Annotated in this window: 21 protein-coding genes and 1 pseudogene; 7 read left to right on the top strand and 15 right to left on the bottom strand. The window is 63.7% G+C overall.

Annotated elements, in window-relative coordinates:
* Positions 1-13: 13 nt before the first annotated feature.
* From AC0YKC_RS17440 to AC0YKC_RS17420, 5 genes are all read right to left on the bottom strand, one after another.
* Entirely contained in the window at positions 14-1,162 is a 1,149-nt protein-coding gene (locus AC0YKC_RS17440) for a hypothetical protein (protein ID WP_488512097.1), read from the bottom strand.
* 311 nt (positions 1,163-1,473) lie between these two features.
* Positions 1,474-3,279 (bottom strand): ABC transporter ATP-binding protein, encoded by a 1,806-nt coding sequence (locus AC0YKC_RS17435; RefSeq protein WP_488511938.1) that lies wholly within the window; start codon positions 3,277-3,279, stop codon positions 1,474-1,476.
* 373 nt (positions 3,280-3,652) lie between these two features.
* Positions 3,653-4,066, bottom strand: a complete 414-nt coding sequence (locus tag AC0YKC_RS17430; protein ID WP_488511937.1) for a GNAT family N-acetyltransferase — start codon at positions 4,064-4,066, stop codon at positions 3,653-3,655.
* A 32-nt stretch (positions 4,067-4,098) separates the two neighbouring features.
* On the bottom strand, positions 4,099-5,778 hold the full coding sequence (locus AC0YKC_RS17425; protein WP_320295938.1) for an NAD+ synthase: 1,680 nt from the start codon (positions 5,776-5,778) through the stop codon (positions 4,099-4,101).
* Between the two features lie 108 nt (positions 5,779-5,886).
* Positions 5,887-6,600: a DNA-3-methyladenine glycosylase I gene (locus tag AC0YKC_RS17420; protein WP_488511936.1), complete on the bottom strand. Its 714-nt coding sequence runs from the start codon at positions 6,598-6,600 to the stop codon at positions 5,887-5,889.
* 91 nt (positions 6,601-6,691) lie between these two features.
* On the opposite strand from AC0YKC_RS17420, the gene AC0YKC_RS17415 reads away from it, so the two are divergent.
* Both AC0YKC_RS17415 and AC0YKC_RS17410 read left to right on the top strand, forming a co-directional pair.
* Positions 6,692-7,255, top strand: coding sequence for a DUF1003 domain-containing protein (locus tag AC0YKC_RS17415; RefSeq protein WP_488511935.1), 564 nt, complete (start codon positions 6,692-6,694; stop codon positions 7,253-7,255).
* On the top strand, positions 7,252-7,851 hold the full coding sequence (locus AC0YKC_RS17410) for a DedA family protein (protein WP_488511934.1): 600 nt from the start codon (positions 7,252-7,254) through the stop codon (positions 7,849-7,851). Before AC0YKC_RS17415 ends, AC0YKC_RS17410 begins: the two co-directional genes overlap by 4 nt.
* A gap of 135 nt (positions 7,852-7,986) precedes the next feature.
* Here AC0YKC_RS17410 and AC0YKC_RS17405 read toward each other — a convergent pair whose 3' ends face one another.
* Both AC0YKC_RS17405 and AC0YKC_RS17400 read right to left on the bottom strand, forming a co-directional pair.
* Positions 7,987-8,346, bottom strand: coding sequence for a diacylglycerol kinase (locus AC0YKC_RS17405; protein ID WP_042644382.1), 360 nt, complete (start codon positions 8,344-8,346; stop codon positions 7,987-7,989).
* Between the two features lie 78 nt (positions 8,347-8,424).
* Positions 8,425-8,844, bottom strand: a complete 420-nt coding sequence (locus tag AC0YKC_RS17400; RefSeq protein ID WP_488511932.1) for a GFA family protein — start codon at positions 8,842-8,844, stop codon at positions 8,425-8,427.
* 323 nt (positions 8,845-9,167) lie between these two features.
* On the opposite strand from AC0YKC_RS17400, the gene AC0YKC_RS17395 reads away from it, so the two are divergent.
* From AC0YKC_RS17395 to AC0YKC_RS17385, 3 genes are all read left to right on the top strand, one after another.
* A complete protein-coding gene (locus AC0YKC_RS17395) occupies positions 9,168-10,238 on the top strand; it encodes a GGDEF domain-containing protein (RefSeq protein WP_434722961.1) in 1,071 nt (356 codons plus the stop codon).
* Positions 10,239-10,301: 63 nt separating this feature from the next.
* A complete protein-coding gene (locus AC0YKC_RS17390) occupies positions 10,302-10,679 on the top strand; it encodes an antitoxin Xre/MbcA/ParS toxin-binding domain-containing protein (protein ID WP_320295944.1) in 378 nt (125 codons plus the stop codon).
* The gene (locus AC0YKC_RS17385; protein WP_488511931.1) at positions 10,639-11,406 is read left to right on the top strand and encodes an RES family NAD+ phosphorylase; all 768 of its coding nucleotides are present in this window, start codon (positions 10,639-10,641) and stop codon (positions 11,404-11,406) included. Before AC0YKC_RS17390 ends, AC0YKC_RS17385 begins: the two co-directional genes overlap by 41 nt.
* A gap of 215 nt (positions 11,407-11,621) precedes the next feature.
* Here the strand turns inward: AC0YKC_RS17385 and AC0YKC_RS17380 are convergent, their stop codons facing one another.
* Positions 11,622-12,326, bottom strand: a complete 705-nt coding sequence (locus AC0YKC_RS17380; protein ID WP_320295946.1) for a hypothetical protein — start codon at positions 12,324-12,326, stop codon at positions 11,622-11,624.
* A 192-nt stretch (positions 12,327-12,518) separates the two neighbouring features.
* Here AC0YKC_RS17380 and AC0YKC_RS17375 point away from each other — a divergent pair, with 192 nt between their 5' ends.
* Positions 12,519-14,099: a glycosyltransferase family 39 protein gene (locus AC0YKC_RS17375; RefSeq protein WP_488511930.1), complete on the top strand. Its 1,581-nt coding sequence runs from the start codon at positions 12,519-12,521 to the stop codon at positions 14,097-14,099.
* A gap of 189 nt (positions 14,100-14,288) precedes the next feature.
* On the opposite strand, the gene AC0YKC_RS17370 is transcribed toward AC0YKC_RS17375, so the two are convergent.
* The 3 genes from AC0YKC_RS17370 to AC0YKC_RS17360 form a co-directional block, all read right to left on the bottom strand.
* A complete protein-coding gene (locus AC0YKC_RS17370) occupies positions 14,289-15,662 on the bottom strand; it encodes a class II 3-deoxy-7-phosphoheptulonate synthase (protein WP_320295948.1) in 1,374 nt (457 codons plus the stop codon).
* A 213-nt stretch (positions 15,663-15,875) separates the two neighbouring features.
* On the bottom strand, positions 15,876-19,373 hold the full coding sequence (gene mfd / locus AC0YKC_RS17365; protein WP_488511929.1) for a transcription-repair coupling factor: 3,498 nt from the start codon (positions 19,371-19,373) through the stop codon (positions 15,876-15,878).
* A gap of 12 nt (positions 19,374-19,385) precedes the next feature.
* Entirely contained in the window at positions 19,386-19,673 is a 288-nt protein-coding gene (locus AC0YKC_RS17360; RefSeq protein WP_488511928.1) for an FAD assembly factor SdhE, read from the bottom strand.
* A gap of 91 nt (positions 19,674-19,764) precedes the next feature.
* Between AC0YKC_RS17360 and recG the strand changes: the two genes are divergently transcribed.
* On the top strand, positions 19,765-21,873 hold the full coding sequence (gene recG, locus AC0YKC_RS17355) for an ATP-dependent DNA helicase RecG (RefSeq protein WP_434722966.1): 2,109 nt from the start codon (positions 19,765-19,767) through the stop codon (positions 21,871-21,873).
* On the opposite strand, the gene AC0YKC_RS17350 is transcribed toward recG, so the two are convergent.
* The 4 genes and pseudogenes from AC0YKC_RS17350 to AC0YKC_RS17335 form a co-directional block, all read right to left on the bottom strand.
* A complete protein-coding gene (locus AC0YKC_RS17350) occupies positions 21,825-22,577 on the bottom strand; it encodes a DUF502 domain-containing protein (protein WP_320295952.1) in 753 nt (250 codons plus the stop codon). The genes recG and AC0YKC_RS17350 overlap by 49 nt on opposite strands.
* Positions 22,578-22,661: 84 nt before the next feature.
* Complete coding sequence (locus AC0YKC_RS17345) at positions 22,662-22,961, bottom strand: HigA family addiction module antitoxin (protein WP_488511927.1); 300 nt, start codon at positions 22,959-22,961, stop codon at positions 22,662-22,664.
* 36 nt (positions 22,962-22,997) lie between these two features.
* Complete coding sequence (locus tag AC0YKC_RS17340; RefSeq protein WP_488511926.1) at positions 22,998-23,279, bottom strand: type II toxin-antitoxin system RelE/ParE family toxin; 282 nt, start codon at positions 23,277-23,279, stop codon at positions 22,998-23,000.
* A 94-nt stretch (positions 23,280-23,373) separates the two neighbouring features.
* A pseudogene (locus AC0YKC_RS17335) lies at positions 23,374-23,562 on the bottom strand (glutamine--fructose-6-phosphate transaminase (isomerizing)); the annotation flags it as partial.

The following is a 23,562-nucleotide window of genomic DNA, read 5'->3' as shown; positions in this document are numbered from 1 at the left end:
TATCGGATGATCGTCAGACGCGGCCGAAATCGTCGGAACTGAGCCGGGTCCAGCGATCGCCCATCAACCCGCCGATGAAGATGTCGCCAGCGCGGACCGCTTCCGTGACCTCGGCGATGCGTGAACGCACCATCGTGCCCCCAGCATAGCGGAAGAAGAGACCGTTGTAGTTGAAGAGTTGCGGCATGAACCTGCTCTGGGTCTGCCCGGTAATGCCCGCACAACCCATATCCCGCGCCGCCGCGATGAGGGCATCCAGCGTCGCGCCCCAGAGGGATCCAGACGCCTGGATCTGCAGCAGGTTCGCTATGCCGCCGGCTTGGCCATAAAAGGCATAGCAGCCCAGCATCTTGCCCGTTTCGTCGTAAGTTCCGCCGAATCGAAGTGGACCGTCGGCCCGCTTCTCGGCCGCCAGCGCGAGCAGCCGCGGCAACTCGCCGTCCCGCCAACTCGGCCGCAGCGAGTAATCGGTCATGAGGACAGGCAGTTGCTGCGCAAATCGGGCCGCGTCGATCGGCTCGCGGTGGATCCGTTGGGATGAATGCTGGGACGATGGCTCGAACCTTTTTCTTGCAAGAGCATCAAAGGCTTTCGCGCCAGGGTCGAGAGCCAGGCGAGGCAGCCCCGGCCATTTGCGGCGCAGCATGGCGGCGGCCATGGCGCCGGGTCGGAAAACGCAGGTCCATTCCAGGCAGTGCACCGGCAGGAGCTGATACTTCATCGGACGCGCGAAGGCCAAGGATGTCCGGTTGGCGGAATCGGTCAGGTAGAGATCGAATTCGCCTTGATGCAGGGTACGCAGCAATTGCGGCCCGGCCCAACCGTGATCGGTGCTGGAATCGGTCATGAAGGGACCGATGATGGCCGCGTTCAATGCGGTTCCGTTGAGCTCGTAGCGGGCTTTCAGAACGCCCATGAAGCCACCCAGGCGGCCCTGCGGGTTGATCTGGACAAGAGCCTTGCTCTCATCCCCGTCAAGGTAGAGCTTCCTCATATAGTCCGCCGTCTGCGCGATCGCGCGATCGCGCTGGTGGCGACGATGGCGAAACTTCCTCAGGAAGAGCGCGGCGACGTGCTCGAGATCCTCGATGGCTAGAGGCCGAACCGAGCCATGCTGGGTTTCCAGCGACGGCGGTGCAGCCATCTTTCCCGGGCCGGTCATGCGTCCCAACGAAAATCTCCGTTCAACCGGCATTCCTACAGAAACGAGAAATCCTGGAGGCCATCGCCTACCATATCCGATTTGCTTTTCTGTAAATATACAACGAACGTTGCTTCAAAAAGCGGGCGCTTGTCAAATTCAATAGAACAAATACTAAAATATTCAATGTATAGAAAGAAAATTTAATAGCAGATTACGCAGACCTATCCGCATAACGCGAAGGCGGTTGCAAACGTCGAAATGGCAGGCCTGGGTCGCTCCGAAGACCATGCCCTGACTGCGCCCGGCCGGAGCCGGGCGCCATCCTTTCCTCAGGCAACGAGGCCCTTGGTCAACTCGAGCGCCTGACGCTCGAACAGCCGCCGGTAGATGCCGCCGTTCAGCCGGATCAGCTCGTCATGCGAACCCTCCTCGGCGATACGCCCGCGATCGAAGACCAGCAGCCGGTCGAGCGCCCGCACCGTCGAGAGCCGGTGCGCAATGACAAGGGTCGTGCGCCCGACCATCAGCCGCTCCATCGCCTTCTGGATCAGCACTTCCGATTCCGAATCGAGGCTCGACGTTGCCTCATCCAGGATCAGAATGCGCGCGTCGGCCAGGAAGGCGCGGGCGATCGCCACGCGCTGGCGCTCGCCGCCCGACAGTTTCACGCCACGCTCGCCGACCAGGGTTCCATAGCCCTTGGGCAGGCTGGTGATGAAGTCATGCGCGCTGGCAAGCTTGGCCGCGTACTCGATCTCGGCCTGGCTGGCGCCGGGCCTGGCATAGGCGATGTTCTCGGCAAGCGAGCGGTGGAACAGGATCGGCTCCTGCTGGACGATGGCGATCTGGCCGCGCAGCGAGGCCTGCTCAACCTGCGCGATGTCCTGCCCGTCGATCAGGATCCGCCCGGCGTTCACGTCATAGAGCCGCTGGATCAGCTTGACGAAAGTCGTTTTGCCCGAGCCCGAATGCCCGACCAGTCCGATGCGCTCGCCGGCCTCGATATCGACCGAGAAATCGCGGTAGAGCGGCAGAAGGTGATTGCCGTAGTGGAACGTCACCTTGTCGAAGGCGATGTGTCCATCGGTGATCCGGATCGGCTGGGCGCCGGGCCGGTCCTCGATGCCGAGCGGCTCGGACTGGAAGTCGACCAGTTCCTCCATGTCGTTGATCGAGCGCTGCAGGTTGCGGATATGCGTGCCGATGTCGCGCAGATAGCCCTGCAGCACGAAGAACGAGGTCAGCACGAAGGCGACGTCGCCGGCGCTCGCCTGGCCCCAGGCCCACAACATGAGGGCAAGACCGATCACCGCAGCCCGCATCAGGAGCAGCAGCGCCCCTTGCGTGGTGCCGTTGGCGGTGCCGCGCATCCAGGTGCGGCCAGTGCGCAGGCGCCATTTAGCGACGACGCGCGCCAGCCGCGCTTCCTCGCGAGCCTCCGCGCCGAACCCTTTGACGACGGCATTGCAGCTCACCGCGTCGGCCAGCGAGCCTCCGAGGCGCGTGTCCCAGCTGTTGGCGAGCCGCGCGGCGGGCGCGACATAGCCGAGCGACAGCATCGCCGTGACAGCGATGAACAGCACCGAGCCGGCGGCCACGACGGCCCCCATCAGCGGCCAGAACCAGCCGAGCAGCAGCGTCGATCCGACAAGCATGACGACCGACGGCAAAAGCGCGATCAGGATCGTGTCGTTGAGCAGGTCCAGCGCCCACATGCCGCGCGTTATCTTGCGCACCGTCGATCCGGCGAAGCTGTTGGCGTGCCAGTCCGTCGAGAAACGCTGCACCCGATGGAAGGCATCGGCGGCGATGTCCGACATCATCTTCAGCGTCAGCTCGACGATCCACAGGAAGGCGACATTGCGCAGCACGATCCCGGCTAGCGCCAACGCCATCAGCATCGAGAACGCCGTCATTGCCGCGTTCCAGGCAACCTCATCGGTTCCGGCGCCGCTGGCGACCGCATCGACGAGGCGGCCAGAGTAAAAAGGTGTCAGCACGTCGGCTAGCGTCGACAGCAGGAAGGCGCCCATGATGAGCGAAAGCCGCCACGGCTGGTGGCGCCAGTGGCCGAATGTGAAGCCAAGCACGCTGCGAAAGGCGCTCGCGCGCAGGTCGATCTTGAAACGAGCCATGATGTCATCCGGGCGCAAACGAGCCCGGTCCCGGTAAAATCAAATTGGAAAACCCGCGTCCGCGCCTGCGGCGCTCCTGAGAACGGGAGGTTCAGTATGGTAGGCCGCCTGCCCTGAGGCGGCGACCGGCAGCGGCAAATGCCTGTCCTGCGTCTGGCTCTCCGAGAAACTCAGAGCGCCGGCGCCGACCTAGGCTTCGCGGCCTCGCATAACGATGTCAAATCCTGCCATACGGTCCTCCCGGAAGGGAATCGCGGAGAAGCCCTTATAGGGAGGCATCAGCCGATCGCCAAGCCGGCCCATCGCCAAAAACGACATCTGGTCCAAGCACTGAGACGAATTTGCAACAACGGCGTTGCCCTCGCGTCCCAGGTCAGGCTGCCGGCTTGCGGTCCAAGCGCATGTAGTGCCCATCGGTCGACGCCTTGAAGCCGAACTTCTCGTAGAGGCTATGGGCGTCGTCGGTCGACAGGCTCCAATGCGCCACCGACGCGACCTCCGGGTGATCGATCAACGCCTGGACGAGCCGCTTGCCGATTCCCCGCCCCCGATGTTCCGGCCATATGATGACATCGGCGACATAGGCAAATACCGTATAGTCGGTGATCGCGCGGGCGAAGCCAACCTGCCTGCCGCCGAGATAGGCGCCGACGCAAAGCGAATTGTCGAAGGCGCGACGGTTGGCCTCGTCGGTTCGTGACGCTCCCCAATAGCTTTGCATGAGCTGGTCGGAGGTCGCCCGGAAATCCATCCGCGACAGGTCGAAACTGATTTCAATATCCTGCATGCTCGGCACTGCAGCAATCTCAAGGTCGAGGACTAGCCACGATCCCGGAACCGGTTGGTGATCGGATAGCGGCGGTCGCGGCCGAAATTTTTCCGCGTGATCTTCACGCCGGGCGCCGCCTGGCGGCGCTTGTATTCGGCGATGTAGAGCAAGTGCTCGACGCGTGTCACCGTCGCCCGGTCGTGGCCGCGCGCGACGATGTCGTCGACGCTCATCTCGTTCTCCACCAGGCATTCGAGAATGTCGTCCAGCGCCGGATAGGGCGGCAGCGAATCCTGATCGGTCTGGTTCTCGCGCAGCTCCGCCGACGGAGCCTTGTCGATGATGTTCTTCGGGATGACCTCGCCGGACGGTCCGAGCGCGCCCGGCGGCACATGCGAATTGCGCCAGCGCGACAGCGCATAGACCTGCATCTTGTAGAGGTCCTTGATCGGATTGAAGCCGCCATTCATGTCGCCGTAAAGCGTGGCATAGCCGACCGACATCTCGCTCTTGTTGCCGGTGGTGACCACCATCGAGCCGAACTTGTTCGAGATCGCCATCAGGATCGTGCCGCGCGCGCGGCTCTGCAGGTTCTCCTCGGTGATGCCTTCCTGGGTGCCTTCGAAGAGCTGGGTCAGCGCATGCTTGAAGCCTTCGACCGGCTCGGAGATCGGCACGATGTCGTAACGGCAGCCGAGCGCCCTGGCGCAGTCCTCGGCGTCCTTCAGCGAATCCTTCGACGTATAGCGGTAGGGCATCATGACGGTCCGCAACCGCTCTTCGCCCAGCGCGTCGACGGCCAAGGCCGCGCAGATCGCCGAGTCGATGCCGCCGGAAAGGCCGAGCACGACGTTCTTGAAACCGTTCTTGTTGACGTAGTCGCGCAGGCCGAGCATGCAGGCCCGGTAGTCCGCCTCTTCGCGCTCCGGGATCTTCGACATCGGGCCTTCCGAGCAGACCCAGGTCTCCCCCTTTCTTTTCCAGGTGGTGACGTCGACCGCGTCCTCGAACTGGCTCATCTGGAAAGCCAGCGTCTTGTCGGCCCCGATGGCGAACGAGGCGCCGTCGAAGATCAGCTCGTCCTGGCCGCCGAGCTGGTTGGCGTAGATCATCGGCAGCCCGGTTTCGATGACTTGGCGGATCACGACCTGGTGGCGGACGTCGATCTTGGCGCGATAGTAGGGCGAGCCGTTCGGCACCAGCAGGATCTCGGCGCCGCTTTCGGCCAGCGTCTCGCAGACGGCGATGTCGCCCCAGATGTCCTCGCAGATCGGAACGCCGATGCGCACGCCGCGGAAATTGACCGGGCCCTGCAGTTCCGGTCCGGCCTGGAACACGCGCTTCTCGTCGAACTCGCCATAATTCGGCAGATCGAGCTTGTAGCGCTCGGCGATGATCTTGCCGCCGTCGGCGAAGACGATGGAGTTATGCGTACCGGTCTTGCGCTTCAGCGGCGTGCCGATGATCACGCCTGGGCCACCGTCGGCCGTATCCTTGGCGAAATCCTGCGCCGCCTTCTCGCAAGCCATCAGGAAGGAAGGCTTCAGCACCAGGTCTTCCGGCGGATAACCGGCGAGAAAGAGCTCGGTGTAGAGCACCAGATCGGCGCCCTGCCGCGCCGCGTCCGCCCTCGCCTCGCGGGCTTTCGCCAGATTGCCGGCGACGTCGCCGACGGTCGGGTTGAGCTGGGCAACGGCGATGCGCAGGATGTCGGGAGCGGTCTTGGTCATGCAACGGATTTAGCGTGGCTGAAATCGCCCCGCAATGGCGATTGCTTGTACCAAATAGGACTAATCGGCAAAGCCGATTATGTCCCTGATCGATCGATTGTGGCAGGCCTAGTCGCCCATATACTCGCGCAACGCCTCTGCCGAACGGTTCTCGCCGATCGACATCGCCAGGATGCGCGAGATGTGGCGGCGCGGCAGTCCGGTCTCGGCCGACCATTGGTTGATCTGCGCCTGGATCCTGTCGAGGTCGCGTTTCGAGGTCGGGTTTTCGGCGATGTCGAGGCCGGCGTCTCGCAACGCCGCCGCCATGTCGGTGGAGATCACGAACGTGTCCCATTCCAGCCAGCGCAGGAAATACTGCCCGGTGTTGCCGCCGAGCCGGCTGCCATGCTTGGCGAGATAGGCGGTCAGGCCGACCTGATCGTCCGCCGGCCACCCGGCAATGAATTTGCCGAAGCTGCCGTGCTCCTTCGAGACGCGATCGACGAAGGCGGCATTGTCGCGTACCGACTTGATCTTCTGCGGGTTGCGCACGATCCGGCTATCGGATGCCAGTTCGTGCCAGAAGTCGTCCGGCTGGAACAAGAGCCGCTTCGGCTCGAAGCCGAGGAACGCTTCCTCGAAACCCGGCCATTTCTGTTCGATGACACGCCACACGAAGCCGGCGGCGAAAATCCGCTCGGCCATGGTGGAGAGAATGCGGTCGTCGGGGATCTTCGCCACCGCCGTGTTGTCGGGCGCCGGGCCAAGCAACGGTGACAGCACGGCCTCCCCGCCCTTGCGCTTTGCCGCCCGTGCGTGGATTTTCTGGAAATCGAGCATCGTTGTCCTCGCCTGTTCGCCGCAATCTATCACTTCACGTCAGGCCCGGCAGCCTCTACCTCTATCGATGCCCGGCCGAAGGAGAAGACAGATGAACAAGATCGTCGAGGACATGGCGAACCGTTTGCTCAAGCGAAAGCCGGAAGGTTTCGGTCCGCTCGAGAGCCGCGTGCTCCAGTCGACGCTCGAGCGCACCACCATCACGCGAGATACCAACAAGGCCGTGGCCTTCCACGAGACCTATGGCGACCGCATCGCCGACAGCATTGCCAGGGTCGGCGGTTCCTGGTCCTTCATCCTCGCCTTCCTGGCCTTTTTGGTTGTTTGGACCGCCGGCAATGCCTGGCTGCTCACGCGCGACGCCTTCGACCCCTACCCTTTCATCTTCCTCAACCTGGTGCTTTCGATGGTCGCCGCGCTGCAGGCGCCCGTGATCATGATGTCGCAGAACCGCCAGACCGAACGCGACCGCATCGACGCGGCGCATGACTACGAGGTCAATCTGAAGGCCGAGATCGAGATCATGGCCCTGCATGAGAAGCTCGACGAGCTTCGCCACAGCGAGATCATCGGCATGCGGGACGAAATCCTGCGCTTGGCCGAGCAGATCCGGCGCATCGACGAGAAACTGTCGGCGCGGCCTGCAACGGAATGAGCGAGACCATCCACCATCTCATCGAGCAATACGGGCTGATCGCGGTCTTTCTGGGCTGCGTGGCCGAAGGTGAAAGCGCCGCGATCCTGGGCGGCTTCTTCGCCCATCAGCATGTTTTCGTGCTGTGGCAGACTTTCCTGGCGGCCTTTCTCGGCGCCTTCGCCGGCGACACGTTCTTCTTCACCCTGGGGCGCAGCTTCGCCGAGCATCGCTATGTGAGAAGGCTGCGCAGGCGTCCGGGCTTCAGCCGCGCCTACCGCCTGCTCAACACCCATCCCAACATTTTCGTGCTGACCAACCGCTATATCTACGGCATGCGCCTGGTCGGCGGTGTCGCCGCCGGCCTGTCGACGGTGCCAGTGCCCCGTTTCGTCGTCCTGAACGCCATCTCTTCCGCGGTCTGGGCGGCCCTGTTCAGCGGCATCGGCTATGTCTTCGGCCTGGGCGCGGAGCAGATGGTGGGCCAGGCGTTCGCCCGGCATGAGCGCCTGCTCATCGCCCTTGGCGTCGGCGCGGTCGTGGCGATTGTTGCCTGGCTGGTCGGCCATCACTTTGCCAGCCGCGAACGCGCCAAGGAAGACCGGGCGGGACCCTGACCCGCGAGAGCGTTTCACCGTTTCACGGAAACGGCGAACCGCTCTAACCCTTTGTTTTTACGCAATTCCCGACGGAAGGTTACGGCGAAGGCGCCGAACCCAACCGCTCACACTTTTCCTGGAATTGCTCCAGTATCAGATCGGCGCGCCGATAAGGCGTTCGATGAGGGCGATGCCCCAGACGCCGCCGGCGATCACGATCGAGATCAGCACCGCCAGCGAGCCGCAATCCTTGGCGAGTTGGATCTCGATGTGGAACTCGCGCGAGATCGCGTCGCAGGCCGCCTCGATGCCGGTGTTGAGCACTTCGACCATGATCAGGAGCAGCACCGCGCCGATCAGCAGCGCATAGCCGCGCCAGGAGACCGAGATGAACCAGCCAGCCGGCAAGGCAAGAGCAAGCAACAGCAATTCCTGCTGGAACGCCTTTTCGTGGGCGGCCAACTTGCGGAAGGCCCGCACTGAATTGATGAACGCATCGATCAGCCGCTGCATGCCTCTGGCCCTTTGCGAGTCACCGGCTGGGGATATCCCAATGGCGGGATCAAGGGAATAAGGCTGCCGCCGCAAAATTCATCCGTCCGCGACCTTTATCGACGGTGTCGATTTCTCGAACTGCGGCAACCCGTCCTCGATCGAATAGTAATCGCCCTTGTCGCCGACGAAGATGTGGCTTTCCGCGAAGAGACCGCTCGGCCTCTCGAAGGAGCCGGCCATGATCGAGATCGTGTCCAGTTCATTGTGCTTCCAGAACAGCAGCGAACCGCAGGTGCGGCAAAAGCCGCGTTTCGCTATGTCGGACGCGCCGTACCAGTTGAGCGCGTCGGTGCCTTCTATGACGATATCGACGTCCTTGGAGGCGGTTGCCGCGACGAAATGGCCGGTTTGCCGGCGGCACTGCGAGCAGTGGCAGTAGACGACGCCGCGTAGCGGCCCGCTCGTCCTGAACCGCACCGCCCCGCACAGGCACGATCCGCTTCGGTTGTCGTCCATTCCGGCCTCCGTCGACATCATGCGCCCCGTTCATTGCGGAATAGAATTTCAGTTTTGAGATGGCCGGGCACCGGCAAATGCGACACCGAGGCGACGCGTTTCAGAAGCCGCGCCCTGCACCGCCTTGCACCCTGTGGTAGCAAGGACAATGAGGAAATGCGGGCTATTAAGGAAACTTTAGCGGGACTGCATTTATGATTCCCACAAGCGATGGTCGTGTTGGGGACGCGCCGTTGCATCCGCATTTCTGATTCCAATCCCCGCGCGAGCGACTCCCGGCGGTGGCAGGTCTCCGGTCGCACTGAAGGGGTAGTGAACACAACATGCAGCCGGCAGCCATTCCGACCGACAGGAATACCGACATCGCCAGCACGGTAGTGGCGACGATGCGACAGCTCGGCGTGCTCGGCCTGCCGCGCAACTATGAAATCTTCTACGAGGCGCTCAGCGGCAGCAATCACGAACTCAGCCTTGCCGTCGTCTCGTTGAGCAACCGCCCGACCCAGGAGGACCTCGACCGCATCGGGCGGGCCTTCTTTCCGCAACACCACGGCCCCGCCATTGTCGAGCACGCCCGCGAGATGATCGCCAAGGAGCTTGAGGATATCGCCACGCTGCTACGCAGCGAGCACTCGCATATCGAGAAATACGGCCGCATCCTCGACGAGACCTCGATCGGCCTCAGCAATCGCAGCCTGCTCTCGCAGGAGCTCCTGCAGAAGATCGCCGGCGCCATGTCGGCCGCCACCAGCTCGACGATCGACCACGGCCGCCAGATCGCCAGCACGCTCAGCGAAAAGACGGCCGAGCTTGAAAGCGTCAAGTCGAAGCTCGAGGAGTACAAGCGGCTCGCCGACACCGACCCGCTCACGCAGTTGTGGAACCGCCGCGCCTTCGACAAGGAGATCACCCGGATCTACAACAGCAATCGCGGTATCCTGTTCAACGCCTTGATCCTTGCCGATATCGACCATTTCAAGGACATAAACGATCGCTACGGCCACCCGGTCGGCGACAGGATCCTGCAGATCATCGCAGAGATCTTCCAGTCCAGCGTGCGTTCCGACATGTTTGTCGCGCGCACCGGCGGCGAGGAGTTTGCGCTTATCGTCGAGGGCGCCAGCGAGGATGCCACTTACGAGATCGCCGAGCGCATCCGCGCGCTGATCGAGCAGACCCCGTTCGCCAGCAGCCAGAGCGGCATCAACTACGGCACCGTTACCGTATCGCTGGGTATCTGCATGGCTTCGGAGGCGGAAAACCCCGAAGACCTCTATACCAAGGCGGACCGCGCGCTTTATCGCTCCAAGGTCGGCGGCCGCAACCGGGTCACCAGGCATTCGACGACGGCGGGGCGCCCCGCCAAGGGCTGGCTGCTTTACAAGAAAGACTGACACGCTCCTTTCCAGAAGAATTTTTGTGGACTATATTTTCCACAGAAATGAAAGGGTGCGCCTATGCAACGTCCAGTCGCGGCCGCGACGGCGGCCGAAAACGCCGTCATCACCAAGGCCACGCTGCGCGCGGCCGACCTGCTCGACATCACCGCCAGGACCCTCGCTTTGGTCATCGGCGTGTCGGAGGCGACGGTCTCGCGCATGCGCAAGCAGGAATTCCTGCTTGAACGCGGCACCAAGCCGTTCGAACTGGCGGTGCTGTTCGTTCGCCTGTTCCGCTCGCTCGACGCCATCGTCGGCGGCGACGAGACCGTTGCCCGGGCGTGGCTGAAGAACCCCAACACCACGCTCGACGGCACGCCGATCGAGAAAATCCTGACGATTGCCGGACTTGTCGATGTCATTGCCTACCTGGACTCCCGACGCGCTCTCGTCTGAGGCCGTCAGGCTCGAAGGCAAGTACTGGCGCATGGTCGAGGCGCAGCACCGTGTCTCCACCCTCAAGCTCATCGACACGCTCGATGAGCAGGCGTTGCTGGAGGACCTTATCGAGGACACCAAGCCGCAGATCCCGCTGGAATGCCGCCATCTCCATTACCTGCTGGCTACGCCCTTTCGTTACGGCTCGGTCTATCCGTACGGCTCGCGCTTCCGCCGCGCCGGCAAGACGAAAGGCGTCTATTATGCCGCCGAGACGGTGCTGACGGCGGTTGCGGAAATGGCTTTCTACCGCTTGTTGTTCTTCGCGGAATCGCCGGCGACGCCATGGCCGAACGACGCTGCGGAATACACCGCCTTCGTGGCGGCGATCAGATGCGACCGCGCGATCGACCTGACGCGGCCGCCGCTCGATCGCGACGAGAAGGCCTGGACGCACGCCACCGACTACACCGCCTGCCAGGCGATCGCCGACGTCGCGCGTGAGGCAGAGTTGCAGGCGATCCGCTATCGCTCGGTGCGCGATCCCAAAGGCGCCAACATCGCGCTGTTGACGTGCAAGGGCTTTGCCAAGGCAAAACCGCTGGAGCCGCAGACCTGGCGTATCCGGATAGGCTCCTTCGGCCTCCAGGCGATCGGCGAATTCCCGGATAGGAGGCTGGAATTCTCACGCACCGCCTTTGCCGATCCTAGGCTAGCAGGAATGCGCTGGGAACGCGGCCACTGAGTTCGGAAAACTGTATCGCGATTCAGGTCAGGCCGAGTCGAAAATGGTGGGTTCCGAGAACCGGCCTACGCCGGCCGTTGCCTTCATAGGGCGGAGACGCTTATGAGGGCTTCGGCCGGCGAAGGCCGGAGCGGAGCGTACTTTTCGTACGTGAGCACCGGAAGCGCAGGAAGCCGCCATTTGCAGGCCGGCCTCACCTGAATATCGATGCAGTTTTAGGCCAGGATGTTGACCGCCCGCGCAGCCACCAGCGCGATCGTCAACAGCGAGATCATCGCTTCGGCCATCATCAGGAGCTTGGCGCGCTGCGTGAGCGGCAAGGTGTCGGTCGGCGAGAACGCCGTGGCATTGGTGAAAGCCAGGAAGAAATAGTCGACGAAGCCCGGCAGCCAGCCCTGGATCTCCCGATCGGGCAGCGTCATTTGCGGGAATAGAAAGTCTGCCTGCGCGCGCTTGACCAGGCCGCAGGTCGGCGGGCCGCCGCGGTCGGTGCTCCAGAACCACAGCGCGAAGACGATCACGTTGGTGACCCAGATGTTGAGCGCGTCGACGAGCAGCGTCGTGCCGGCGCCGGCATGGCCTTCCAGCAGCGCCCGCACCAGGAGAACCAGCGATCCGCAATTCATGATGCTGATGACCCCGGTCATCACCAGTGCCGTGCGGCGGATGTAGAGGCGCAATTGGCCGATCGCGTACCAATGCTCGTGATCGACCGCCTTGCGCGTCGCCATTTGCGTCCAGGCCGTCGCGATCGACAAGGGCACGAGCAGCGCTGCCTCCACCGTCGGGGCAAGCCAGCGCGGACCGAAGGACAGGTTGTTGATGACCAGAAGCTGCAGGCAGATGATGACGAGAACCGCGGCGCGCGCCGACCAGAAATCGAGCCCACGGTGATGAATGACGGCATGCTGATGGCGCATGGAGGCACCTGTATTGCTGGAACCGCGGCGCCGTGGGCCGTCTCCGGCAACGATCGGCCGGCCGGTCCTGCCCAAAGCGCCAGCGACGGGTTCCATCGCAATCTTGGTTTTACAATGTTGCGGCAGCATACATTTTCGTAAGCTTTTGCTATCGGACTGTTCAGCAATCCACCGGTGTGATTTTAGGCCCGCATGTCGAGAACCAGCGAATCCGTGCATGTCTGGCCCGCCGCGGCCGCGGCTGAAGGCGATCTGTCTTCGATCTGGAACGGCCTGGTCCGGCACCCATGGCGATTGCTGGCGCTTTTGTGCCTGATCCAGATCGCTTGCTGGACCGTCATGCCGGCGCTCGTCAACGTTGGGCCGCCCCGCGACGTCGTCGAAGGCTTCATGTGGGGTCGCGAATGGATGCTGTTGACCTACAAGCACCCGCAGCTGCCGTGCTGGCTGCTCGAGATCAGCCATCTCCTGACCGGCTCATTCCGCTGGCCGCAATATATGCTGTCGCAACTGATGGTCTCGACGACCTTCGTCCTGGTCTATCTGGTTGCGCGCGACATAATGGGCTCGACCCGCGCGCTCGCCGCCGTGCTGCTGATGCCCGCGATCTATTTCTTCGGCTGGCCGACCCCGCAATTCAATCATGACTACGCGCAGATGCCGTTCTGGGCCGGCATTTCATGGTTGCTGTGGCGCGCGGCGCGCGACGGACGACCGGGCTGGTGGCTCGCCCTCGGCCTCGTTTCCGGCCTGGGGCTCTATGCCAAGTTCTCGACGGCTCTGCTGCTGGCCTTCGGCGGCCTCTGGATCTTATACGACGCGCGTGCCCGAAGCCGGCTCGCCACCCCATGGCCGTGGCTCGGCCTCGCGGTTTTTCTTGGCGTCGTGGCGCCGTTGGCGGCGGAGCTTGTCCGCCTCGATTTCCTGCCGTTCTCCTATGCCGCGCATCGCAACGCCTGGGTGATCGCCCACCGCGCCCGGCTTTACTATATCGGCGTTCAGCTTGCCGGGCTTGCCGCCGTTCCCGTCGTGCTCGCTATTTCCGGCCTGTTGCGCCGGCAGCCCGGGCCTGGACGCGAACCCCCGCCGGCCTACCCTGCTCCCGAGCGGCGCGCTGTTGTCTACCTGGCATGGATGGGCCTGGGGCCGGCACTCTTGATCATGGTCGCCTCGCTGTTTACCGGCACTGGCGAGTCCTGGGGCGCGACGATGTACAATCTCGTCGGCGCCCTGGCGATTGCGCTTCTGGGCCAGCGACTGGGACAAAAGGAATTGCGCCGACTGACGGTGCTGGCGCTGCTTTGCGTGGTCGGCGTGTCGAGCGCCTATGCGGCGACCCGCTGGACAGGTTGCAACGTCCTCGGCCACCTGCAGCCGAGTTGCTGGCCGGCGCGATCAATCTCGCAGACGGCCGAGGCGATCTGGCATGAGACGGTGCCGGGACCATTGGGTATTGTCGGCGGCGAGGACGGCGTGGCTCAGCTTGCCGGGCTGGAAGCTGCGGACCAGCCCTCCATCTTCACGAACCTCGACAGGCGCCTCGCCCCCTGGATCACGGACCAGCGCCTGCGGGATCAGGGCATGCTGTTTGTATGGCCGCACGGCTGGAAACTCTCCCCGCAACAGCAGGCCTGGATTGCTGGCCTGCCGGTCAAGACGGTGCCATTCGACTGGTCGCTCAAAGCACCGCCCTTGGAGATCAGCTTTGCCGTCATTCCGCCCGGGCGAACCAGTTTCCCGGGCGACCCGCCCGGGCCGCCCGATCCGGAATGACCCGCGATCCGAATGATTGCCAGCCCACGTCAAAAGGCGCAGGCGTCGCCGCCAGCGCCTCTAGAGCATGTCTCCCGAAAGTGGGCCCGGTTTCGGGACAAAGACATGCTTAAAATCAAAAACTTAAAGCAGGTCGCGTGAATTCCTTTTTCACGCGACCTGCTTTAATGATGGATATCAAGCCCCCATTCAGGCGTTGGCGGCCTGCTTGTGCTGCACCGGGTGGCTCTTCTTGAGCAGGTCCGAGACCAGGAAGGCGAGCTCGATCGCCTGATCGGCGTTGAGGCGCGGGTCGCAATGAGTGTGGTAGCGGTCCTGCAGGTCTTCTGCCGTGATGGCGCGGGCGCCGCCCGTGCACTCTGTGACGTTCTTGCCGGTCATCTCCACATGGATGCCGCCCGGATGCGTGCCTTCGGCGCGGTGCACCTCGAAGAAGGTCTGTACTTCCTTGAGGATGCGGTCGAATGGCCGCGTCTTGTAGCCCGCCGCCTCGATCGTGTTGCCATGCATCGGATCCGACGACCAGACGACGCTGCGGCCTTCCTTCTTCACCGCACGCACCAGCTTCGGAAGATGCTCGGCGACCTTGTCCGAGCCGAAGCGGGCGATCAGCGTCAGGCGGCCCGGCTCGTTCTCGGGATTGAGCAGGTCAATCAACTCGATCAGCCCGTCCGGCGTCAGCGACGGCCCGCATTTCAGGCCGAGCGGATTCTTGATGCCGCGGCAATATTCGATATGCGCGTGATCCGGCTGGCGTGTGCGGTCGCCGACCCAGATCATGTGGCCCGAGGTCGCGTACCAGTCGCCGGAGGTCGAATCGACGCGCGTCAGCGCCTCCTCATAGCCAAGCAGCAGCGCCTCGTGGCTGGTGTAGAAATCCGTCTCGCGCAGCGCGAAATTGGTTTCCGAGGTGATGCCCACCGCACGCATGAATTCCATCGTCTCGGTGATGCGGTTGGCGAGCGATTCGTATTTCTCGCCTTGCGGGCTGTCGGCGACAAAGCCCAGCATCCAGCGATGCACATTCTCCAGGCTGGCATAGCCGCCCTGCGCGAAGGCGCGCAGAAGATTGAGCGTCGCGGCCGACTGGCGGTAGGCCATTTCCTGCCGGGCGGGGTCTGGGATGCGCGACTTGGCGTCGAACTCGATGCCGTTGATGATATCGCCGCGATAGCTCGGCAGCGTCACGCCGTTCTTGGTCTCGTTGTCGGACGAGCGCGGCTTGGCGAACTGGCCGGCAACGCGGCCGACCTTCACCACCGGCTGCGCGCCGGCGAAGGTGAGCACCACCGACATCTGCAGGAAGACGCGGAAGAAGTCGCGGATGTTGTCGGCGCCATGCTCGGCGAAGCTTTCGGCGCAATCGCCGCCCTGGAGCAGGAAGGCCTCACCGGCGGCCACCGCCGCCAGTTGCTTCTTCAGCTTGCGCGCCTCGCCGGCAAAAACCAGCGGCGGGAAGGTGGCAAGCTGTGCTTCCGTGGCCTTCAGAGCGGCAAGGTCCGGATAGGCCGGGACCTGCTTGATCGGCTTTGCTCTCCACGAATTCGGCGACCATTTCGTCATCGCTGCACCCAAACGCCCTTTCGGAGCAACTCCAGGGAAAACTATGAAATTTCCGTCGGAATTGCGTCAAAACAACCGGCGAACGCGCTTGCCCGCCCTTCCAGCCTCGATACGAGGTCGCGGCTCCTTACACGAAGCCGATTACCTATTCTAGCCGGGTTTTTCAGCAGTGGCGAATACCCTGAGCTCCTCGACATCCAGATGTGGACGTCGTTAGGCGGCTTTATCGACCAACCGTGCCAGTTGGGTCATGACAACAGCCGAGCCTGCCAGCCGCTTCTCCGCGTTCGGCCAGTCGCGGATGAAGACGACGCTGTGGTCGGCCCTGATCTTGGCCAGCGAGCCCTGCTCGCCGATGAATTTCACCAGCCCGACCGGGTTGGGGAATTCGCGCTTGCGGAAATGAACGACGACGCCCTTCGGCCCGGCATCGAGCTTCTCGACATTGGCCTTGCGGCACAGCGCCTTGATGAAGACGATCTTCAACAGATGCGTCACCTCCTCCGGCAGCGGCCCGAACCGGTCGATCAGCTCGGCGCCGAAACCGTCGATCTCCTCGGTGCTTTCGAGGTCGCCGAGGCGCCGGTAGAGCGCCATACGGAGCTGCAGGTCAGGCACGTAGCTTTCCGGGATCATCACGGCGGTGCCGACCGCGATCTGCGGCGACCAGCCGCCGTCCTGCGCCTCGCCGGTATCCTTTACTTCTGCCACCGCCTCTTCCAGCATCTGCTGGTAGAGCTCGAAGCCGACCTCCTTGATGTGGCCGGACTGCTCTTCCCCGAGCAGATTGCCGGCACCGCGGATGTCGAGGTCGTGGCTGGCGAGCTGGAACCCGGCGCCCAGCGTGTCGAGCGACTGCAGCACCTTCAGCCGGCGCTCGGCCGTATCGGTCAGCTTGCGGTTGGCCGGCAGCGTGAACAGCGCATAGGCGCGCACCTTCGAGCGGCCGACGCGGCCGCGCAGCTGGTAGAGCTGCGCCAGGCCGAACATGTCGGCGCGATGGATGATCAGCGTGTTGGCCGTCGGGATGTCGAGCCCGGATTCGACGATGGTCGTCGACAGGAGCACGTCGTATTGGCCATCGTAGAAAGCGTTCATGATGTCGTCGAGCTCGCCCGGCGGCATCTGGCCATGCGCCACCGCCACCTTCAGCTCCGGCACGGATTCCCGAAGGAAATCATGGATTTCCGAAAGGTCACTGATGCGCGGCACGACGTAGAAGGATTGGCCGCCGCGATAGCGCTCGCGCAGCAGCGTCTCGCGGATGACCAGCGGATCGAAGGGCGAGATGAAGGTGCGCACCGCCATGCGGTCGACCGGCGGCGTCGCGATCAACGACAGCTCGCGAACGCCGGTCAGCGCCAGTTGCAGCGTGCGCGGGATCGGCGTCGCCGACAGCGTCAGGACGTGCACGTCTGACTTGAGATCCTTCAGCCGCTCCTTGTGCTTGACGCCGAAATGCTGCTCCTCGTCGATGATCAAAAGGCCGAGTTGCTTGAACGAGATCGAGCTGCCGAGCAGCGCGTGCGTGCCGACGACGACGTCGATCGTGCCCTCGGCAATGCCCTTCTTGGTCTCCGCCAGTTCTTTTGAACCGACCAGGCGCGAGGCCTGCGCGATGCGGATCGGCAGGCCCGAGAAGCGCTGCGAGAAGGTCTTGAAATGCTGGCGTGACAGCAAGGTCGTCGGCACCACCACTGCGACCTGGAACCCTTCCATCGCCGCGATGAAAGCGGCGCGCAGCGCCACTTCCGTCTTGCCGAAGCCGACATCGCCGCAGACCAGCCTGTCCATCGGCTTGCCGGCGCCGAGATCGTCCATGACGGAATCGATCGCCGTCTGCTGGTCGTCGGTTTCCTCGTAAGGGAAACGCGCCGCGAACTCTCCGTAGAGCCCTTCCGCGGGAATCATCGTTGGCGCCGAACGCATCTGCCGCTCGGCGGCGATGCGGATCAGTTGGCCCGCCATGTCGAGCAGGCGTCGCTTCAGCCGCGCCTTGCGCGCCTGCCAGGCGCCGCCGCCCAGTTTGTCGAGCGTCGCTTCGGCCGAATCCGAGCCGTAGCGCGACAAAAGCTCGATGTTCTCGACCGGCAGGAACAGCCGGTCGTCGCCGGCATAGTGGATTTCGAGGCAGTCATGCGGCGCGCCGACCGCCTCGATGGTGCGCAGCCCGATGAAACGGCCAATGCCGTGATCGGCGTGGACGACGATGTCGCCGGACGACAGCGACGAGGCTTCGGCGATGAAATCGGAAGCCTTCTTCTTTCGCTTCGAACGCCGGATCAGCCGGTCGCCCAGGATGTCCTGCTCGGCGACGACCACCATCTGGTCGGTCTCGAAACCGGATTCGAGCGGTAGCACGGCAAGACCCGCCTGCCCCGGCTCGAGCTTTTCGACCTCGGCAAGGGTTGCGACGGGCTTCAGGTTGCCGAGGTGATGTTCGGCGAGGATCTGGCCGAGGCGGTCGAGCGAGCCTTCCGTCCAGCCGGCGACGATGACGCGCCGGCGCGCGGCGCGCTCGTCCGCAATGTGTTTTACGACGACGTCGAAGACATTGATATTTGGATCGGCGCGTTCCTCGGCAAAACTGCGACCATGGCGCGAACCGGCATGGAAAACCTTCTTGGCTCCCACATCGGGGGCGTCGAAGACGGTGAAGTCGATGTCTTCGCGCGGACCGAGCGAGGCCTTGAGATTGTCCGGCGAGAGATAAAGCAGGTCTGGCGCGACGGGCTTGTAGGGCACGGCGTCCTTCAACGCGCTATCGGCCTGTTTCCGCCGCGCCTCGTAGTGGTCGAGGATCAGCGTGTGCCGCTCGGCCAGCGCTTCATGCGCCAGATGGTCGAAGACGACAGGCGCGTCCGGCAGATAGTCGAACACCGTCTCCAGCCGCTCATAGAAGAAGGGCAGCCAGTGCTCCATGCCGGCGAAGCGCCGGCCTTCGCTGACCGCCGCATAGAGCGCATCGTCGCGCGACGGCGCGCCGAAAGCCTCGATATAGGAGCGGCGGAAGCGGCTGATCGTCTCCGGCGTCAGCGCCACCTCGCTCATCGCCTGCAACGACATCGACTTGCGCTGGCCGGTGGTACGCTGGGTGGCTACGTCGAAGACGCGGATCGATTCCAGCGTGTCGCCGAAGAAGTCGAGGCGCAGCGCCTCACTCCAGCCCGGGGCGAAAAGGTCGAGGATGCCGCCGCGCACCGCGAATTCGCCGAGGCCGCGCACGGTCGGCACGCGCTCGAAGCCGGAGGTCTCCAGCCGCGCGATCAGCGCGTTCATGTCGATCTGGTTGCCGGGCCTGGCGTGGAAAGTCTGCGCTTCGATCAACTCGGCCGGCGGGATGCGCTGCAACAACGCATTGGCGGTGGTGAGGATCACGGCGCGGTGCGGTCTCTTCGCCAGCGCGATCATGGCGGAAAGCGCGTCGAGCCGCCGCGCCGCGGCATCGGCGCCGGGCGAGACGCGGTCGTAAGGCAGGCAGTCCCAGGCCGGCAGCTCCAGCACCGGCAGGCCGGGCGCGGCAAAGGCGAGCGCCTCGATGATCGCCGGCAGACGCTGGCCGTCGCGCGCGACGAAGAGCACCGGCTTGTCGGGCGCGATCTCCTGCGCCGTCTGTATCAGCGCGAAGGCTTCGTAGCCGTCGGCGACGCCGTCGACGATAAACTGGCCGGCGCGGCCCTTGGGCAGGCCTATTGTGGGGATAAGGCTCATGGATATGCTTTTTTAAAATGTCATGGCCCGGCGCGACGCCAGGATCTTGCGCAGCACCGCGCAGTCGATATCGGGCGGGATCGGGTGCTCGCCGGTGACCATCGGCAGGAATTCGGTGTCGGGGATTTCGAGAAGCCTCTCATATTGGTCGATTTCATCGTCGGTCAAGGCGCCGATCTCGGCGTCGGCGAAGGAACCGAGGATCAGGTCCATCTCGCGCATGCCGCGATGCCAGGAGCGGAACAGGAGCTTGCGGCGGCGGGCATCCAGCCCCTCGCTTGATCGCTGTGTTCCGGTCATGGCGCCGCATCCCTCCAAAGCGGCGCATATAGCGTGGATAGAGGGCGGTGTCAGCCTTTGCGCTGCCGCCGTCGCGACATAAGCTGACAGGATGCGTCCCACCATCCTCGATCCCCTGTTCGTTCCGATCACCTCGCTTGCTGGCGTCGGCCCGAAAGTCGGCTTGCTGATCGAGCGCGTCGTGCCGGCCGATCTTGGCGACCGCGCTGCGCGCGCGGCCGACCTTCTGTTCGTGCTGCCCAACAGTGTGATCGACCGCCGCAACCGGCCCGGCATCGCGCTGTCGGCCGAGGGCCAGATCGTCACCCTCGAAGTGCGGGTCGACCGGCACCAGCCGCCGCCGCGCGGCAACAGGTCGGTGCCTTACCGGGTCTATGCCCATGACGACACCGGGGAGATCGCGCTGACCTTCTTCCATGCCCATGCCGCCTATCTGGAAAAGGCGATGCCCGAAGGCGAGCGCGTCGTCGTCTCCGGCCGGATGGAATGGTTCAATGGCCGCCCGAGCATGGTCCATCCCGACCACATCGCGCTGGCCAGCGAGGCGGAAAACCTGCCCCTCGTCGAGCCGGTGTACCCGCTGACCGCGGGCCTGTCGTCCAAGGTGCTGCGCCGCGCCATAGGCCAGGCGCTGGGGCGCCTGCCGGAATTGCCGGAATGGCAGGACGACGCCTTCATGCGCCGCCAAACTTTCGCGCCCTTCGGCGACGCGCTTGCCCGTGTCCACCATCCGGCCGATCCGATCGATGTCGCCGTCGAAGGCCCGGCTTGGCGACGCCTTGCCTATGACGAGCTGCTGGCCGGGCAGGTTTCGCTGGCGCTGGTGCGGGCCAGAATTCGCCGCCTGTCGGGCCGGCCGCTCACCGGCGACGGCAGCATCGTCGAGAAGCTGCGCGCCGCCCTGCCCTACAAGCTCACCCCCAGCCAGGAATTCGCGCTGGGCGAAATCAACGCCGACCTCGCCGATCCCGAACGCATGCTGCGTCTGCTGCAAGGCGATGTCGGCTCCGGCAAGACGGTGGTGGCGCTGCTCGCCATGGCGCGCGCGGTCGAGGCCGGCGGCCAGGCGGCGCTGATGGCGCCGACCGAGATTCTCGCGCGCCAGCATCTGGCGACCATCGCGCCGCTGGCGGAGAAAGTCGGCCTGCGCCTCGCCATCCTGACCGGGCGCGAGAAGGGGCGTGAGCGCACAGGGACGCTCGAGGGCCTTGCCAGCGGTGAGATCGACATCGTCGTCGGCACGCATGCGCTGTTCCAGGAAACCGTGACGTTTCACGACCTTGTGCTGGCCGTCGTCGACGAGCAGCACCGGTTCGGCGTCCATCAGCGTCTCGCCATCACCGCCAAGGGCGATGCACCCGACATGCTGGTGATGACGGCCACACCCATCCCGCGCACGCTGGTGCTGACCGCCTTCGGCGACATGGATGTCTCAAAACTGACCGAGAAGCCGGCCGGCCGGCAGCCGATCCGCACCGTGACCTTGCCCATGGAACGGCTGGACGAACTGGTCGGCCGCATGCGCGATGCGGTCGCCGACGGTCAGAAGATCTACTGGATCTGCCCGCTCGTCGAGGAATCCGAGGAAATAAAACTGATGTCGGCGGAGGACCGTTTCGCTTCACTGAAACCGTTGTTCGGCGACCGGATCGGCCTCGTGCACGGCCGCATGAAAGGCGCGGAGAAAGACGAGGCGATGCGCGCCTTCAAGCAGGGCGAAACGCGCATCCTGATCGCCACCACCGTCATCGAGGTCGGCGTCGACGTGCCGGATGCGACCATCATGGTCATCGAGCATGCCGAGCGCTTCGGTCTTGCCCAGTTGCACCAGTTGCGCGGTCGCGTCGGGCGCGGCGACAAGCCGTCCTCCTGCGTGCTGCTTTACAAGGACCCGCTCGGCGAAACGGCCAAACGCCGGCTTTCGGTGATGCGCGAGACCGAGGACGGCTTCAAGATCGCCGAGGAGGACCTGAAGCTGCGCGGCGAAGGCGAGCTGCTGGGCACACGCCAATCAGGTACGCCCGGCTTTCAGGTCGCGCGCCTCGAGTTTCATGCCGACCTGTTGGAAGCGGCGCGCGACGACGCGCGGCTGATCCTGTCGCGCGACCCGGAACTGCAATCGGAACGCGGCGAAGCGCTGCGCTTGTTGCTTTACCTGTTCGGGCGCGACGAGGCGGTGCGGCTGCTGCGCGCAGGCTGAGCGCCAAGCGCCGGGTTGGCTAAAGCCCCTTCGATCGGTTCGCCGTTCAGAGTCACAAGCTTGGCCTTGACCTCCGGCGCCACCATGCCGGCCGAGACGATCAGCTTGGCGCCGTCCTCGATCGACATGTCGAGCAGCACGATCTCGGATTTGTGCACATACATCAGGAAGCCGGTGGTCGGATTGGGCGTGCAAGGCATGAACACGGCGATCAGCGGATCGCCTTCCTGGTCGAGCTTCTGGTTGATCTCGGTTTCCTTCTCGCTGGCGACGAAGACCAGCGACCAGACGCCTTTGCGCGGATATTCGACCAGCCCGACCTGGCGGAACATGTCGCCCTTGTTGGACAGCACCGTCTCGAAAATCTGCTTCAGCGAGCCGTAGATGCCACGCACCAGCGGCATGCGGCCAAGCAGCCGCTCGCCGAAATTGACGATGGCGCGGCCGACGATGTTGGCTGTCAGGAAACCGATCAGCGTGATCAGCACCAGCGCCACGATCAGCCCGAAACCCGGAACCGGGAACGGCAGATAGGTGTCGGGATTGTAGCGCACCGGGATGTAGGGCTTCACCCAGGAATCGACCCAGCCGATCAGCGACCAGGCGATATAGGCCGTGATCGCCAGAGGCGCGCAGACGACGAAGCCGGTCAGGAAATAATTCCTCAGCCGGGTCATGCCAGAGGTCTTCAGGGCGTCGGACATGGATTCACCGCGGCGCAGGTTGCGTCGCCAAGATTAGTGAACCGCAAGCCGGTTTGGAACTGCGAAGTTTTTAAAGAGCGATCGTCATGCCGCTGTATCCAGCGGCACGATCTTCTCGAGCTCCGGCGCTATTTTCCTCGCTTCGGTTTCCAACTCGCAGGCCTTCTGGAAGTTCATCCAGAACCCGGGCGTGGTGTTGAAGAACCTGGCGAGGCGAAGGGCTGTATCCGGCGTAAGACCAACCTCCTCCTTGACGATGCGCTCAATCCGGGTGCGCGGAAGATTAAGCTTCTTTGCAAGCGCACCAGCACTCATGCCGAGCGGCACAAGATACTCCTCGCGCAGGAATTCTCCGGGGTGGATCGGGCGTGCGAACTTGAGCATAGCTCAATATCCTCAAAGGGTTAGGGCGAGTTCTGTTTAATGATAATCGACAATTTCCACATCTTCGGCTCCGGCGGCTGTCCATCTGAAACAGATGCGCCATTGGTCGTTGATGCGTATGGAATGTTGCCCGGCACGATCCCGCTTCAGAGCCTCCAAGTGGTTTCCGGGTGGCGGCCGAAGGTCATTCAGCTGAACGGCATTATCAATCGCCCGCAGCCGCCTTTCCGCCCTGGCTACCAAATCCGGCGGAAATCCCTTGGGGGCCCTGCCGGCCGCGACCTCTTCGACCGTCTTGCCTTTGAATGAAACGATCAACAGCCTTCCCCACGCGATGTATCATACTCTGATACGCAGTCGGCCGCAAGATCATGTATCATCAATTGATACAGACCGATCGTGGGAAGGCAGCCTACTCCACCGTGACCGACTTCGCGAGGTTGCGCGGCTGATCGACGTCGGTGCCCATGAAGACGGCGGTGAAATAGGCCAGCATCTGGATCGGCAGGGCGTAGATGATCGGCGAGATGATTTCCGGCACCTCGGGCAGGATGATCGTCTCCATCGTCTTGATGCCGGCCTGGGCCGCGCCCTTGGCATC

The organism is Mesorhizobium sp. CNPSo 4661 (assembly GCF_057784215.1).
Note: the sequence above shows the minus strand (reverse complement) of the source record. Positions and strands in the feature narration are given on the sequence as shown.

Coding starts and splice junctions, on each gene's coding strand:
- AC0YKC_RS17425 (WP_320295938.1), bottom strand. CDS start 5,778: ATGACCAAGACCGCTCCCGACATCCTGCGCATCGCCGTTGCCCAGCTC.
- AC0YKC_RS17375 (WP_488511930.1), top strand. CDS start 12,519: ATGTCGAGAACCAGCGAATCCGTGCATGTCTGGCCCGCCGCGGCCGCG.
- AC0YKC_RS17400 (WP_488511932.1), bottom strand. CDS start 8,844: ATGGACGACAACCGAAGCGGATCGTGCCTGTGCGGGGCGGTGCGGTTC.
- mfd (WP_488511929.1), bottom strand. CDS start 19,373: ATGAGCCTTATCCCCACAATAGGCCTGCCCAAGGGCCGCGCCGGCCAG.
- AC0YKC_RS17370 (WP_320295948.1), bottom strand. CDS start 15,662: ATGACGAAATGGTCGCCGAATTCGTGGAGAGCAAAGCCGATCAAGCAG.
- AC0YKC_RS17385 (WP_488511931.1), top strand. CDS start 10,639: ATGTCATTGCCTACCTGGACTCCCGACGCGCTCTCGTCTGAGGCCGTC.
- AC0YKC_RS17345 (WP_488511927.1), bottom strand. CDS start 22,961: ATGCTCAAGTTCGCACGCCCGATCCACCCCGGAGAATTCCTGCGCGAG.
- AC0YKC_RS17430 (WP_488511937.1), bottom strand. CDS start 4,066: ATGCAGGATATTGAAATCAGTTTCGACCTGTCGCGGATGGATTTCCGG.
- AC0YKC_RS17390 (WP_320295944.1), top strand. CDS start 10,302: ATGCAACGTCCAGTCGCGGCCGCGACGGCGGCCGAAAACGCCGTCATC.
- AC0YKC_RS17435 (WP_488511938.1), bottom strand. CDS start 3,279: ATGGCTCGTTTCAAGATCGACCTGCGCGCGAGCGCCTTTCGCAGCGTG.
- AC0YKC_RS17395 (WP_434722961.1), top strand. CDS start 9,168: ATGCAGCCGGCAGCCATTCCGACCGACAGGAATACCGACATCGCCAGC.
- AC0YKC_RS17380 (WP_320295946.1), bottom strand. CDS start 12,326: ATGCGCCATCAGCATGCCGTCATTCATCACCGTGGGCTCGATTTCTGG.
- AC0YKC_RS17410 (WP_488511934.1), top strand. CDS start 7,252: ATGAGCGAGACCATCCACCATCTCATCGAGCAATACGGGCTGATCGCG.
- AC0YKC_RS17360 (WP_488511928.1), bottom strand. CDS start 19,673: ATGACCGGAACACAGCGATCAAGCGAGGGGCTGGATGCCCGCCGCCGC.
- AC0YKC_RS17420 (WP_488511936.1), bottom strand. CDS start 6,600: ATGCTCGATTTCCAGAAAATCCACGCACGGGCGGCAAAGCGCAAGGGC.
- AC0YKC_RS17415 (WP_488511935.1), top strand. CDS start 6,692: ATGAACAAGATCGTCGAGGACATGGCGAACCGTTTGCTCAAGCGAAAG.
- AC0YKC_RS17405 (WP_042644382.1), bottom strand. CDS start 8,346: ATGCAGCGGCTGATCGATGCGTTCATCAATTCAGTGCGGGCCTTCCGC.
- AC0YKC_RS17350 (WP_320295952.1), bottom strand. CDS start 22,577: ATGTCCGACGCCCTGAAGACCTCTGGCATGACCCGGCTGAGGAATTAT.
- AC0YKC_RS17440 (WP_488512097.1), bottom strand. CDS start 1,162: ATGACCGGCCCGGGAAAGATGGCTGCACCGCCGTCGCTGGAAACCCAG.
- recG (WP_434722966.1), top strand. CDS start 19,765: ATGCGTCCCACCATCCTCGATCCCCTGTTCGTTCCGATCACCTCGCTT.